This is a genomic window from Puniceibacterium confluentis (assembly GCF_007923445.1).
GTDB classification, from domain to species: Bacteria; Pseudomonadota; Alphaproteobacteria; order Rhodobacterales; family Rhodobacteraceae; genus Puniceibacterium; species Puniceibacterium confluentis.
The window spans coordinates 370,345-383,896 of the sequence record NZ_VOJI01000001.1 but is presented as its reverse complement, the minus strand read 5'-3'; the positions used below and the strand labels follow the sequence as shown (position 1 = coordinate 383,896).

Sequence of the window (13,552 nt, the reverse complement as noted above, 5' to 3'; positions counted from 1 at the left end):
GACCTGCGCGGCCTCAGGGCTTCCGGCGCAGATGCGCCTCAAGCCGACGCAACACCAGCGACAAGGTGATCGTCATGGTCAGATAGATCAGCGCCACAACGTTGTAGGTCTCGAAATAGCGGAAATTCCCGGCCGCCGTGACCTTGCCCAACTGCGTCACGTCCAGAACCCCGAGCACCGAGACCAGCGAAGAATCCTTGATCATCGCGCTGAAATCATTGCCCAGCGGCGGCAGGATCGTCTTGATCGCCTGCGGAAAGACCACCAGCCGGAACCGCTGCCAGGGGCTCAGACCCAGCGCATTGGCCGCCTCGATCTGCCCGGGATCAACCGACAACAATCCGGCGCGGAAAACCTCGCCGATAAACGCCGAATATCCGATGGTCAGTGCGATGGTCGCCCGCCACAGCAACGAGAAGTCCCGCGTCCGGATCGGGTCCACACCGACAAGGCCCAGCACCCAGTTGCGCAGCTCGACCATGCCCGGAGCCAGCACGAAGGCGACGTAGAGCAACAGCACCAGCATCGGCACGCCGCGCACCACCTCGGTGTAGAACCGCGCCACCTGCCGCAGCACCAGACTGCGCGACAGCGCCATCAGTGCCACCCCCAGCCCCACCGCTGCCGCCAGCGCAAAGGCAACCAGCGTCACGAACAGGGTGATCTGCACCCCGCGCAGCAGGGTGGACAGGATCTGCGCATGCAGCGCGTCCGCGAGGGTGCGGTAGAACAGCAGGATACCGAGGACACTGACCGCCACCAGCCACCACGGGAAATCCCCTGTGCCGCGGCGCTCAGGCCCCATGAAGGCCCCGCATCATGTCAGCCACCCAATTTGGTGTCCAGGAACCACTTCCGGTTCAGGGCCTCGATCGTGCCATCCGCCTTCATGTCGGCAATCGCGGCATTGACCGGTGCCACGAGATCCGATCCCCTGGGGAAGATGAAGCCGAAATCCTCGGCTCCCAGCGTCTCGCCGACAATCTTGAGCGCGCCGTCGGACGCCTCGACATAGCCGACCCCGGCCGTACCGTCGGTCAGCACCAGATCCACATCACCGGTGCGCAGCGCCTGCACGCCGGCCCCGAAGGTCTCGAACAGCCTGACACGCGGGTTGGCCTCGTCGCCGTCCAGCAGCTCGTAGACGCCGACATAAAACGGCGTCGTGCCCGGCTGCGCCGCCAGCAGCAGGTCCGGATCGGCGGCAAAGCCCGCAGCGTCCGCGAACCGAGCTTCGTCGCCGCGCACCAGCATGACCATTTCCGAGCGCATGTAGGGCTCGGAGAAATCCACCATCTCGGCCCGGTCCTCGCGGATGGTGATTCCGGTCATGCCAATGTCGAACTGCGCCTCGGCCACCGCCGGGATCATCGCGTCCCAGCTGATGTTTTCATAGACCAGGGTGAAATTCAGCCGCCGGGAAATCTCGGCCATCGCCTCGTATTCCCACCCCATGGCCATGCCGGTGGCGGCGTCGATATACTGCAGCGGCGGATAGGCATTCTCGACCGCCACGACCACCTCGCGCCCGTCCAGATCGGGCAGAGGCGCCTCTGCGAAAACCGTGCCCGCGATAGCGGCTGCGGCCAGTGCCAATGCCGCTGTCCAGCCCTTGGTGCCTGTCATCTGTCTCTCCCGGTTGCGTATTTCCCCCGGAATATGCCCGCTGCTGCACCGGGCGCAAGCCTCAGCCGCCGCAGACCGGGCAGTCAGTCCGAGATTTCAGCGCGATTTTCCGGGTCTCGCCCCAGAGCGCGTCATAGATCAGCATCTCGCCGCGCAGGGCCTGACCCGCGCCGGTCAGAAGCTTCACCGCCTCGACGGCCATCATCGCCCCGACCACTCCGGGCAGCGGTCCCAGCACGCCGGCCTCGGCGCAGGACGGTGCCAGGCCCGCCGCCGGAGCCTCGGGAAAGATGCACTGGTAGCAGGGCGCCCCGCGGGCGGGATCAAAGACTGAAAGCTGCCCCTCCCACTGGGAGAGCGCGCCGGAAACCAGCGGCTTGCCCCGCGCCGCCGCCGCCCGGTTGGCAAGGTAACGGGTGCTGAAATTATCGGTGCCGTCCAGGATGACGTCATAGTCGTCAAAGAGCTCTGCGGCCGATGCGTCGTCCAGCCTGCGGTGATATGGCAGGACCGTCACATGCGGGTTCTGCGCCAGCATCGCGGCCTGTGCCGAAAACACCTTGGGCAGACCGATGTCCCGGTCACGATGGATCACCTGACGCTGCAGGTTGGCATTTTCGACCGTATCGTCGTCGATCACCCCGATGGTGCCGACGCCGGCCGCCGCAAGGTACTGCAACGCCGGCGCGCCCAGCCCGCCGGCGCCGATCACCAGCACCCTGCCATTGCGCAGCGCCTTCTGGCCTGCGCCCCCGATCTCGCGCAGCACGATGTGGCGGGCATACCGCTCGAGCTCGGCATCGGAAAACCGGTCGCTGCGCGCCTCAGGAGCCACGGTCGCAGCGCGGGTGCGCAGCCGCCCGAGCCCGGCGCGATACGCCAGTATCAGTCCGGCAAACCCCGCAAGGATCAGCCAGAACGCCACAGATTCCCCGGTTGCCATCCGCACCGGGTGCCCGTCGGGCAGCAATAGGTGCAGCGCGATCACCGCGACGAACAGCACCGCGATCAGTGTAACCCGTGCCCGTTTTGGCGCTCCCATCACATGCCCGATGCCCCAAAGCCCTGCGGCCAGCCCCAGTACCAGCAGCATCAGCGCGCCCCGCCGCAGCCAATGCCGCCCTGGCTGCGGGTGGACGCGGCCATTGCGCGGTCGGCCTTGATATGACCCCGCGCCAAAAGCGGGGCAGAGCGCCTGTGATCAATTGCAGAACGCGCCGCCCGTCGCAGCCCCCTCATGGCAACTGCCAGAGATCGCCTGTTCGCCGCAGCGGAACAACGCTTTCCGGATTGACCAGCCGCCAGATCCATCCGAGCCACAATTTCATAGCGTTTCATGAGAGACCCTCAACATTGAAGCGACCGCAGGTGATGACGACCGGTGTGATCGCCTGAACGCGCAGGCGTAGCGTAAACCCTAAAACGGGACCGCGTTCAAATGCATCGGGTGATTTCCACGACAGACCAAGGTGCATACAGAGAGATCAAGCAGCGGGTGGCAGCCGCAGGGCGTCCATTATGCCGGGCGGTTGGCCAACCCGTGGCTGGCCGGCCTCACAGTCAGCATTCAGAGAGCGATCCGGCCGACGGCACAGGTCAGATCTGCCTGCGATGCCACGATCCTCACTTCACGCCGGTCGAGCCAAAGCCCCCGGCGCCGCGGACTGTCCCTGCTAGGCTTTGGGCTTCTACTATTTCAGGCCGCCGTACATCGGCGATCACAGCCTGGGCGATGCGGTCGCCGTGCGCGACGGCAAAGGCTTCGTGCCCGGCGTTCATCAACGCCACCTGGATCTCGCCCCTGTAATCCTCGTCCACTGTGCCGGGGCTGTTGGGGTTCAGGATGCCGGACCGGATCGCCAAGCCCGATCGCGGACGGATCTGCATTTCGGTTGCCGGCGGCAGTTCCACCGCAAATCCCGTTGGGATGAGCGCAATCGCGCCCGGTTCAATGACGATGTCGCCGTCGGCAAGGCAGGCGCGCAGATCCATGCCCGCCGCGCCTGGCGTTGCATAGGCGGGCAACGGCAGGTCAGCGTTGTGTGCGAGGCGCAGAAATTTGATCGTGTTCATCATTGGCTCCGTGACAGCTTCGGGGCACCGGTGCTGCCGCACCGGATGCACATGATTTGCTTGCCTGAGTATGCGATTTTCGTCGGCGACGCCGTCCCGTCAACATACCCTGGCGCGGCGTCACCGCACGTTCTGCCTCGACCCGCTGGAACAAACCGCCCGAAGTGGCGCATCGTTGCGGGTGCGCGGCACCGCCCGCCCGGACTCAGGTCGGGGCGGCGAACACCCGGATCGGGTGCAGTTCCCCGCCCTTGTAGATGCCGACCGCCACCGCGCGCCCGTTCAGCGCCGCCCAGCATTCGTCGCCGTATTCCACCTCTGAACTGATCACCATGCCGGGATTGCCGTTGCGCAGACGCGCCGCCGCCTCGGGGGCGCAGGGCACCTGCGGCAGATCCGCCAATCCTACCTCCAGCGGCTGCACGAAAGCGTCCAGTTCCGGTGTGCGGGCCAGCCGCTCGACCTCGTCCAGCGTGATACCGTCCTGCGCTTCGAACGGACCCGACCAGGTCCGGCGCAATTCGCGCACATGGCCATAGCAGCCAAGCCGTTCACCCAGATCCCGGGCGATGGAACGGACGTAGCCCCCCTTGCCGCAAACCATTTCCAGCGTCACATGATCAGCGTCGGGCCGTCCCGTCAGTATCAGGGACTCGACAAACAGATCCCGCGCCGCGATCTCCATGGCCTCGCCGTCCCGGGCGCGCTTGTAGGCCCGCTCGCCGTCGATCTTGACCGCTGAAAATTGCGGCGGCACCTGCTGGATGTCGCCGACAAAGCCGTGCAGGGCCTCCTTGATCTCGGCGTCCGAGGGGCGCAGATCTGATGTCTGCAACACTTCGCCCTCGGCGTCATCGGTGTTGGTGGCCACACCCAGCCGCACGGTAAAGACATAGGCCTTCAGGGCGTCGGTGATATAGGGCACCGTTTTGGTTGCCTCGCCCAGCGCCACGGCCAATACGCCGGTCGCATCCGGATCCAGCGTGCCCGCGTGACCGGCCTTTTTGGCATCCAGTGCCCAGCGCACCTTGTTCACCACGGCGGTCGATGTCAGGCCCGCCGGCTTGTCCACCACCAGCCAACCGGAAATATCGCGCCCCTTGCGGCCTCGTGCCATGCTTCATGTCCTTTGCAGATAAGGGCGGTCGCGTAGCAGCGCGCCGACATGCTGTCAACGCGGCTGTCCCTCTGGCGGGGCGCGCCCCGGTGCCCCAAGGCCGGCGCCCGACCCCGGGGCGGCGCCTCAGTCCAGCCGCCGCGCCTCGTCCAGAAGCATCACGGGAATGCCATCGCGGATCGGATAGGCGAGCCGGGCCCGGCGACTGATCAATTCCTGCGCTTCGGCGTCGTATTCCAGCGTCGCATGGGTCTGCGGGCAGATCAGCGCCTCGAGCATTCGGCGGTCGGACACCGGTTCGGTCATTGCATCAATCCTTCATCGGAGCCGCCGCGCAGGGCATATTCTATCAGTGTCACCAGGGTTTCCCGCCGGGTGCTGAGCGAAGGCGCCTCCAGCAGCGCCTGCTTGTCCTCGGGATCAAAATCCAGCAGCATCGACAGCGAATTGACCAGCAATTCGTCCTCGGCGTCCTTCAGCGTGTCCCAATCGGCCGACAGGTCGCGGGCGTCAAAGTACCGTTCGAGCAATGTCAGGAACTTGGGGCGGTTGAAGGCCCGGTCCTCGTCGGCATCGTCGCAGAGATCCTGCTCGAAACCCTCCCAGCTCACCTCGCACCGCCGGTAAGGGGTGAACCCCTCGACTTCTTTCTGCACCCGGAACCGCGAGATTCCCGCCAGGGTGATCATGTAGCGACCATCCTCGGTTTCGGAGAACTGGCTGATCCGCCCGGCACACCCGATTCGCTGCAGCCCGGCCTTGTCGCGACCGGGCACGGCATTGGGCTGCACCATCCCGATCAACCGCGCATCGGTCTTGAGCGCGTCATCGAACATCTGCAGATAGCGCGGCTCGAACAGATGCAGCGGCAAGCGCGAGCGCGGCAGCAACAGCGCGCCCGGCAGGGGAAAGACCGGAATCAGATCCGGCAGATCGGTGATGTGTTTCATGACATCCTAGCTAGCCCGCAGACCAGGTCAGGCAAACAGCATCGAGCTCAATTTCCGCCGCCCCCTGAGCGCCACCGGATCATTCGGCTTCAGCGCATCGAAAACGGTGAACAGTTGCGCTTTTGCGGCGCCGTCATTCCACTCGCGGTCGCGCCGGAAGGATTCGAGCAGCTGGTCCACTGCCGCCTCGACCTCACCATTGGCATAGAGCGCCTGCGCCAGATCCAGCCGCGCCTGATGATCGTCCGGATTTGCGTCGACCGCCGCCGTCAACTCGCCGACAGGGCCGGCGTTCTCGGCCTGACGCGCCAGCATCAGCTGCGCGTGCGCGGCCTCAAGCTCGGGCGCCTTGGAAATCTCGACCGGGGCGCCGTTCAGGATCGCCTCGGCCTGATCCAGCTCCTTCATCGCGATATGCGCCCGCACCATGCCGCCATAGGCGCCGGCGTGGTTCGGTTCCTCGCCCAGAATCGCGCCGAAGATCTGCACCGCATCGGTGGCGGCACCCTGCTCGAGCATTTCCTCGGCTGTGGCAACCGCCTCGTCCAGCCCGCCGCTGGCATCACCACCCGCCTGCTTGACCACACGCTCGACAAAGGCCTTGACCTCGGACGGCGGCAGCGCGCCCTGGAAGCCGTCGATCGGCTGGCCGCGGAAAAAGGCATAGACCGTGGGAATTGACTGGATCTGAAGCTGCGCCGCGATCTGCTGGGCTTCGTCGATGTTGACCTTGGCCATGGTCACGGCGCCCTTGGCCGCGTTCACCGCCGCTTCGAGCTGCGGACCCAGCGTCTTGCAGGGACCACACCACGGCGCCCAGAAATCAACGATGACCGGCGCCTCCTTCGAAGCCTCGATCACCTCTTTCATGAAGTCCCGCTCGGCCACGTCCTTGACATGGCTCTGCTGCGGTTGTGCGGCGCCCGTTCCCAATTCGATCATCGCGAAATCCTCTTTTGCCTCAAGATTGGCCCGGAATGGCTGTTGCAGGGTTAGATGGCCCAAGCCCCCTGCGGTTGCAAGGGGGCAGACGGAACAGCGTGCGGCCGCAGCGCCTCCACAGCTCCGCGCTACAGATCGAAGCTGGCCAGAACCGGCGCATGGTCACTCGGCTGCTCCCAGCCGCGCACCGGGCGCAGGATCCGGCTCGAGTGGCCGGCCGCGGCAATGTCGGGCGTCGCCCAGACGTGGTCCAGCCGACGGCCCTTGTCGGCGAGATCCCAGTCCGGCGACCGGTAGGACCACCAGGAATACAGGTTGCCCGACGGGATATCCTGCCGGGTGATGTCCACCCAGCCGCCGGCCTCCTGCGCCGCCCCCAGATGGTCGACCTCGATGGGCGTGTGGCTCACGATCTTCAGCAGTTTCTTGTGGTCCCAGACATCATCCTCGCGCGGGGCGATGTTGAGATCGCCCACCAGGATCGCCTTCTCGGGCCGCTCGGCGCGGAACCAGTCGCGCATTTCGCTCAGATAGTCGAGTTTCTGGCCGAACTTCACATTCACAGCCCGGTCCGGCTTGTCCCCGCCCGCCGGCACGTAGAAATTATGGACCGTCACGCCATTGTCCAGTTGGGCGGCCACATGCCGCGCATGGCCCAGCGCGGCGAAATCCTTGTCGCCGACGTCCCGGATCGGCAGCTTGGACAGGATCGCCACCCCGTTGTAGCCCTTCTGTCCACGTGCCACCACATGGGTATATCCAAGCGCCGCAAACCCGTCCAAAGGCAGCTTGTCCACCGGGCTCTTGCACTCCTGCAGGCACAGGACATCCGGCATCTCGTCGCGCATCAGACGTTCGACCAGCCCGGCGCGCAGGCGCACGGAATTGATGTTCCAGGTGGCGAGGGTAAAGGCCATGACGGTCTCCTTTGATATGCGCGCGGACCATGCCCCCTTTGCGACGCGGGGTGCAAGCCGCGATTGCCGGCGCAGAGGCCGGGGACAGCCGGTGCCGACAACCGGGGTGGCTTGCAGAACCGGCCCCGGTTTCTTCTCTTTCCAAATACTCCCGCCGGAGGCGTCCGGAACCTGTCCGGCGGTGGCTCAGATGATCTCGTCTTCGTCGAACAGCGCCGCCGCTTCCAGATGCTCTCCCATGCCCTGCGCCGCCGCCTCGGCATGCACCGCCCGCTTCGGGATCGCGATGTGGAACACCGCATCACCTTCATTGACCACCGGCAGGTTCGTGCGGCCGACGACAATGCCGGTATCCTGGGCCAGAACCTCGGCCTCGACCTCGCCGAAGGGATCGGAGATGATCCCCAGAACGTCGCCTGCCTCGATATAGTCGCCACTTGCCTTCAGCGTGCGCAGCAGCCCGCCGGTCGGCGCCCGTGACCAGGTCGAGCGTTCGCAGAACACCGGGGCGCCGCGCGCCCGGGGCACGCCCTTGCCCGCAATCATGCCCAGTTGCTCCATCACCCGCAAAATACCGGCCACACCGGCCCGGGCGGCGAATTCGTCGAACCGGAGCCCCTCGCCGGCCTCGTAGAGCAGCAGATCGACACCGCGCGCCTCGGCCTCGCCCCGCAAGCTGCCCTCGCGCACCTTGGACAGCATCGTGACCGGCGCGGCAAAGGCTTCGCCCAGGGCGCGCAGGCGGTCGTTGCCCGGGGTCAGACGGATCTGTGGCAGGTTGGTACGCCCGACCGCCGCCGAATGCAGGTCAATGCCGATGTCGCAGCGCATCACGATCTCCTTCATGAAGAGATGCGCCAGTCGCGCGGCCAGCGAGCCTTCGGAGTGACCGGGAAAACACCGGTTCAGGTCGCGGCGGTCGGGCAGATACCGCGAGTGGTTCAGAAACCCGTAGGCATTCACGATCGGCACCGCGATCAGCGTGCCTGCCAGCCGCTGCACCGGGGCGGCGCGCAGCAGGCGGCGGACAATTTCGGCGCCGATCACCTCGTCGCCATGGATCGCGGCCGACACGAACATCACCGGCCCCGGGCGACGCCCGTTGACCACATGGGCCGACAGCGTGACCGGCGTGTGGTCGGACATGACCGAAACCGGCAGGTCCACCGTGCGCCGGTCACCCGGCAGGATGCGTTCGGTTCCGATCTCAAAGGCTGTGTTCATGCGGGCTCCGGTCTGGTTCGGGTTCCGATAGGATGTCAAGCGCCCGACCTTGGCAAGAGTCGCATCGCTGACAGAGGCCGGGCAAGCGATTTTACCGCGGCGCAGGACGATTCCGCGGCGCTCTGAACAGCCGTCCGCCTTCTGCGACAGCCACGAGGCTGAGCGACAGCGCCCCCAGCAGGGTGAACCCGGTCAGCATTGGCACCAGAGTGCCGTTGTAGAAGTACCCGACGAAAGCGCCCAGTATGCCGCCGCCCAGGGTCTGAACCGTGCCCAGCACAGCCGAGGCCGTGCCCGCCACATGACCCAGTGGATCCATGGCCAGAGAATTGAAGTTGGTCGGGATAAACCCGAACAGGCAGAACTGCGGGATCAGCAGCGCCAGAAACAGCCAGAAGGGCGCGGCGCCGCCAAAGCTGATCGCCACCCCCAGATGCAGTGCCCCCATCAGGGTGAATCCTGTCAGCGCGGCGTGGCTGAGCCGTCGTGTGCCGAACCGCGCCACCAGCCGCGAATTTGCAAAGCTGGACGCCGACATGAAGCAGGCGACGAGCGAGAAATACAACGTGAAGGCCGGGCCGATGCCGTAGATCTGGGTATAGATCTGCTCGGCCTGAGCGATGAAGGCGAACAGCACGCCAAAGAACGCCCCGGTCGCCAGGGTATATCCAAAGGCTTGCCGGTTGGTGAAAATGATGCGGAACGCTTCGAACACCCGCTTGGCGCTAAGCTCGCGCCGGTCTTGCGGTTGCAGGGTCTCCGGCAGCCGGAACCAGGCCCAGGCAAAGGCGCCGACACCAAACAGGCACATCACCGCAGACAGTTCACGCCATGTACCAAACAGCAGGATCGCCGACCCCAGGTTGGGGGCAAACACCGGCATCACCATGAAAACCATCATGACCAGCGACATCACCGAGGCCATGCCCGGTCCCTGAAACCGGTCGCGCACAACCGACATCGCCACCACCCGTGTGGCAGCGGCGCCGATGCCCTGCACCACGCGCAGTCCGACCAGCATGGCAAACGTCGGCGCAAAGATCGCCGCAAGCGCTGCGGCCACATAAATTCCCAGTCCCGCAAACAACACCCGTCGGCGCCCGAACCTGTCCGACAACGGGCCATAGATCACCTGCGCACCGCCGAAACCCAGCACATAAGCGGTGATGACCCACTGTCGCTGATTGTCGGACGTCACGCCCAGCGCCGCGCCCACATCTGACAAGGCCGGGATATAGACATCAATCGCCGCCGCGTTCAGCGCCATCAGCAGCGCGATGATCGCCACGAATTCCCAGTACGGCAGGCTCTCGCCACCGCGGGGACGCAAGTCGGTTTCTGTCGCTGCGGTCATGGCCATGCGAAATCTTTCTGTCGGTGAGGCAAGGGATGGTTTGAAATGTACCGGTGGCCCACACGCCTGGCACCGCCATGTCCCAAGTGCCTGAGCCCGGGTCCGGTCCCGGCCTGCTACACCAATCAGTTCACTTTTGCAGCCACATTGTCCCGCCGGTTAGCGGCCTTGCGCGCCATGCATGGCTGAAATCCGTTTGCGCACAAACATTTTGGCGCGGACAGAGCGACCCTGTCCGCCGACCCGAAGAGGAGCCCGGCAATCGGTGCAACATGCAGACCACCCCCGATCCCGCACCGGCTGAACCGTCAGGAACGGGGTCTCGGCATCTGTCGCAGTGGCCCCGGCGAACCGGGGCCGGGCCAATTCAGGCGTCGCTCGCCATCGCGCCCGCAATCTTTTGCGATACGAAACCGAAAATGTTTCCCAGCACCAGGGAAATCAGGACAATCAAGGCCGCCTTTCCGATCGCGGCGATGTCACCGATCGCAACCCCGGTCAGCAGGGCAAACGCTGCGGTGGACGCGTATCCGTAGACGCCGGCCGGAATCGTCGACAGTGCCGCCGAATGGGCGCCCAGCACCAGAACGGCAACGGACAATCCGACAATGATCGACGTCACCACGACCGAGCCGCCAACAGTCCCGACGATGAACAAGGTAACAGTGGCGATCACCACGCCCCAAAGGTGGTTGATGGCGGATTTGGTCAATCCCTCGGTGCCGCCCCCGGTGTGGTAAAAGCTGCCCCAGCCGATAAACAACGCCCAGACCTGTAGCCCCAGCGCGGTTCCAAGGCACAGGTAAGTGGCGACGGCGGCGAGCGCGCCAATCGAAATCGCAAGTGCGTTGATCATGTTCATGTGAGTCCCTCCCAAAGTTGACAAACGGCTGCCGTTTTTCAGCATTCCGCTACGTCACCCTAGCGCCGAACCCTTGAGCGCCTAGCACGACAAAGGTGTATAGGACCTTGGTCTGCGGCGCCCCACTGGCACACGCAACTTGGGGCGGCGCGGCCCGTGACGGCCAGCGCCGCAGGCAAAAGCCTTCCCGATGGCAAAGCTTTTGTCCGTTTTCTGCAGGGCGCGTGTCAGCCCGGCAATTTCGCCATGCGCAGATAGGGCAGCACGGTCTTGAAAGAGCCGAACTTTGCCGTGGCGTCTTCGGTGCTGACCGTGGCGGGGATCACGACGTCCTGACCAACCTCCCAGTTGGCCGGTGTCGCAACCGTATGCTTTGCCGCCGTCTGCAGGCCATCCAGCGCCCGCAGCACTTCGGCAAAGTTGCGCCCGACGTTCATCGGATAGGTCATCGACAGCTTCAGCGTCTTGTCCGGTCCGATGATGAACACCGACCGCACGGTCGCGCTGTCATTCGGAGTGCGTCCCTCGGGCAGGTAGGCCTCGGCGGGCAGCATGTCGAAAGCCTTGGACACTTCCAGCCCTGCATCCGCGATGATCGGGAAACCGGGTTTGACGCCGCCGGCCTTTTCGATGTCGAGCTTCCACTTCTTGTGATCCTCGACGCCGTCGACCGACACGCCGATCACCTTGGTGCCGCGTTTGGCCCATTCATCCGCCAATTGTGCCACAGCACCGAACTCGGTCGTGCAGACCGGTGTAAAGTCCTTGGGATGGCTGAACAGGATGGCCCAGTCGTCCCCGATCCATTGATGCAGGTTCAGCGTGCCCTGGTCGGTTTCAACCGTCATATCCGGAATCGTGTCGTTAATGCGCAGGCCCATGACCAGTCCTCCATGTTTGGTTGCGGTTGCCATCAACATACGCCCTCGGTGCGGGCTTTGCATCCCCCTTGCGGGCCATGGGGTGCGGTGCCAATATATGATCAAATTCCCGCGCCACCGGCCGGGGACAGGTCCAGATACGGGAGAATCAGGATGATCGAGAAACGTCAGTTCTATATCAACGGGTCCTGGGTCGATGCGCGCGAGGGCACCGATTGCCAGGTGATCAATCCGTCGACCGAGGAACCCTGCGCCGTGATCGCCCTCGGCGGCCAGGCGGATACCGACGCCGCCGTCGCCGCCGCCAAGGCCGCCCTGCCCGGCTGGATGGCCACCCCTCCGGCACAGCGGATCGCCTGCGTCGAACGGCTGCTCGCAGTCTACGAGGCGCGCGCCGAAGAGATGGCGCAGGCGATCAGCCTGGAAATGGGCGCGCCGATCGACCTCGCCCGCTCGGGGCAAACCGGCGCCGGCTCCTGGCACCTGAAGAACTTCATCGACGCCGCCAGAGCCTTCGACTTCGAGGCGCCGCTGAACGACCATGCGCCCGAAGACCGAATCATCCACGAGGCCGTCGGCGTCGCGGCGCTGATCACCCCGTGGAACTGGCCGATGAACCAGGTCACGCTCAAGGTCGGCGCCGCCGCGGTGGCAGGCTGTACAATGGTGCTGAAACCCAGCGAGGAATCGCCGCTCAGCGCCCTGCTCTTTGCCGAGATGGTAGACGCCGCCGACTTCCCGCCGGGCGTCTTCAACCTGGTGAACGGTGACGGCGCCGGCGTCGGCTCCCAGCTCTCCGCCCACCCCGATGTCGACATGGTCAGCTTTACCGGCTCGACCCGCGCGGGCAAACTGATCTCGAAAGCCGCCGCCGACACGCTGAAACGCGTGCATCTGGAACTGGGCGGCAAGGGCGCGAATCTGATCTTCGCCGATGCCGACGCAAAGGCGGTGAAACGCGGGGTGATCCACATGATGGAAAACACCGGCCAATCCTGCAACGCCCCCTCGCGGATGATGGTCGAGGCATCGGTCTACGACCGCGCGGTGCAAGAGGCGACCGAGTTCGCCGAGGCCACCAGGGTCGCCCCCGCCGACGAGGAAGGCCGCCACATCGGCCCGGTGGTCAACGCGGTGCAATGGGGCAAGATCCAGGATCTGATCCAGAAAGGCATCGACGAAGGCGCCCGCCTCGTGGCTGGCGGCCCGGGGCGCCCAGAAGGCCTCAACCGCGGCTTTTTCGTCCGCCCGACGGTGTTTGCCGACGTGACCCCCGACATGACCATTGCCCGCGAGGAAATCTTTGGTCCGGTGCTGTCGATCATGAAGTTCGACACCGAGGAAGACGCCGTCCGGATCGCCAATGACACCCCCTACGGGCTGACCAACTACGTCCAGACCCAGGATGGCGCACGACGCAACAGGCTGGCGCGCCAACTGCGTTCGGGAATGGTGCAGATGAACGGCAAATCCCGCTCCGCAGGTTCGCCGTTTGGCGGCATGAAACAGTCCGGCAACGGCCGCGAAGGCGGCCACTGGGGCATCGCCGACTTCCTCGAGGTCAAGGCGGTCTCGGGCTGGGCCGCCGAATAACCGCAGCGCACCG

General features: G+C 65.1%; 14 protein-coding genes. 1 reads left to right on the top strand and 13 read right to left on the bottom strand.

Annotated elements, in window-relative coordinates:
- Positions 1-13: 13 nt before the first annotated feature.
- The 13 genes from FOY53_RS01810 to FOY53_RS01750 all read right to left on the bottom strand — a co-directional run bounded on the left by FOY53_RS01810 (position 14) and on the right by FOY53_RS01750 (position 11,946).
- A complete protein-coding gene (locus FOY53_RS01810; protein ID WP_146585071.1) occupies positions 14-805 on the bottom strand; it encodes an amino acid ABC transporter permease in 792 nt (263 codons plus the stop codon).
- Between the two features lie 17 nt (positions 806-822).
- Positions 823-1,626 (bottom strand): transporter substrate-binding domain-containing protein, encoded by an 804-nt coding sequence (locus tag FOY53_RS01805; protein WP_146585068.1) that lies wholly within the window; start codon positions 1,624-1,626, stop codon positions 823-825.
- Between the two features lie 61 nt (positions 1,627-1,687).
- Entirely contained in the window at positions 1,688-2,719 is a 1,032-nt protein-coding gene (locus tag FOY53_RS01800) for a HesA/MoeB/ThiF family protein (RefSeq protein WP_146585066.1), read from the bottom strand.
- Between the two features lie 530 nt (positions 2,720-3,249).
- Positions 3,250-3,702, bottom strand: coding sequence for a dUTP diphosphatase (gene dut / locus FOY53_RS01795; RefSeq protein WP_146585064.1), 453 nt, complete (start codon positions 3,700-3,702; stop codon positions 3,250-3,252).
- Between the two features lie 202 nt (positions 3,703-3,904).
- On the bottom strand, positions 3,905-4,816 hold the full coding sequence (truB, locus tag FOY53_RS01790; protein WP_146585061.1) for a tRNA pseudouridine(55) synthase TruB: 912 nt from the start codon (positions 4,814-4,816) through the stop codon (positions 3,905-3,907).
- Between the two features lie 126 nt (positions 4,817-4,942).
- The gene (locus FOY53_RS01785; RefSeq protein WP_146585059.1) at positions 4,943-5,122 is read right to left on the bottom strand and encodes a Trm112 family protein; all 180 of its coding nucleotides are present in this window, start codon (positions 5,120-5,122) and stop codon (positions 4,943-4,945) included.
- Positions 5,119-5,766, bottom strand: a complete 648-nt coding sequence (locus FOY53_RS01780; protein ID WP_146585057.1) for an LON peptidase substrate-binding domain-containing protein — start codon at positions 5,764-5,766, stop codon at positions 5,119-5,121. The genes FOY53_RS01785 and FOY53_RS01780 overlap by 4 nt, the downstream gene beginning before the upstream one ends.
- A 27-nt stretch (positions 5,767-5,793) precedes the next feature.
- On the bottom strand, positions 5,794-6,708 hold the full coding sequence (locus FOY53_RS01775; RefSeq protein WP_146585429.1) for a thioredoxin family protein: 915 nt from the start codon (positions 6,706-6,708) through the stop codon (positions 5,794-5,796).
- 128 nt (positions 6,709-6,836) lie between these two features.
- Entirely contained in the window at positions 6,837-7,625 is a 789-nt protein-coding gene (locus FOY53_RS01770; RefSeq protein WP_146585055.1) for an exodeoxyribonuclease III, read from the bottom strand.
- 186 nt (positions 7,626-7,811) lie between these two features.
- Positions 7,812-8,849, bottom strand: a complete 1,038-nt coding sequence (locus tag FOY53_RS01765) for a succinylglutamate desuccinylase/aspartoacylase family protein (protein ID WP_146585053.1) — start codon at positions 8,847-8,849, stop codon at positions 7,812-7,814.
- Positions 8,850-8,940: 91 nt separating this feature from the next.
- Complete coding sequence (locus FOY53_RS01760) at positions 8,941-10,203, bottom strand: multidrug effflux MFS transporter (RefSeq protein ID WP_146585051.1); 1,263 nt, start codon at positions 10,201-10,203, stop codon at positions 8,941-8,943.
- A gap of 367 nt (positions 10,204-10,570) precedes the next feature.
- Positions 10,571-11,065 carry a DUF1097 domain-containing protein gene (locus FOY53_RS01755; protein WP_186766480.1) on the bottom strand — a complete coding sequence of 165 codons (495 nt, stop codon included), beginning with the start codon at positions 11,063-11,065 and terminating at the stop codon, positions 10,571-10,573.
- A 227-nt stretch (positions 11,066-11,292) separates the two neighbouring features.
- Positions 11,293-11,946, bottom strand: coding sequence for a peroxiredoxin (locus FOY53_RS01750; protein ID WP_146585047.1), 654 nt, complete (start codon positions 11,944-11,946; stop codon positions 11,293-11,295).
- 153 nt (positions 11,947-12,099) lie between these two features.
- On the opposite strand from FOY53_RS01750, the gene FOY53_RS01745 reads away from it, so the two are divergent.
- A complete protein-coding gene (locus FOY53_RS01745; RefSeq protein ID WP_146585045.1) occupies positions 12,100-13,539 on the top strand; it encodes an aldehyde dehydrogenase family protein in 1,440 nt (479 codons plus the stop codon).
- Positions 13,540-13,552 lie beyond the last annotated feature (13 nt).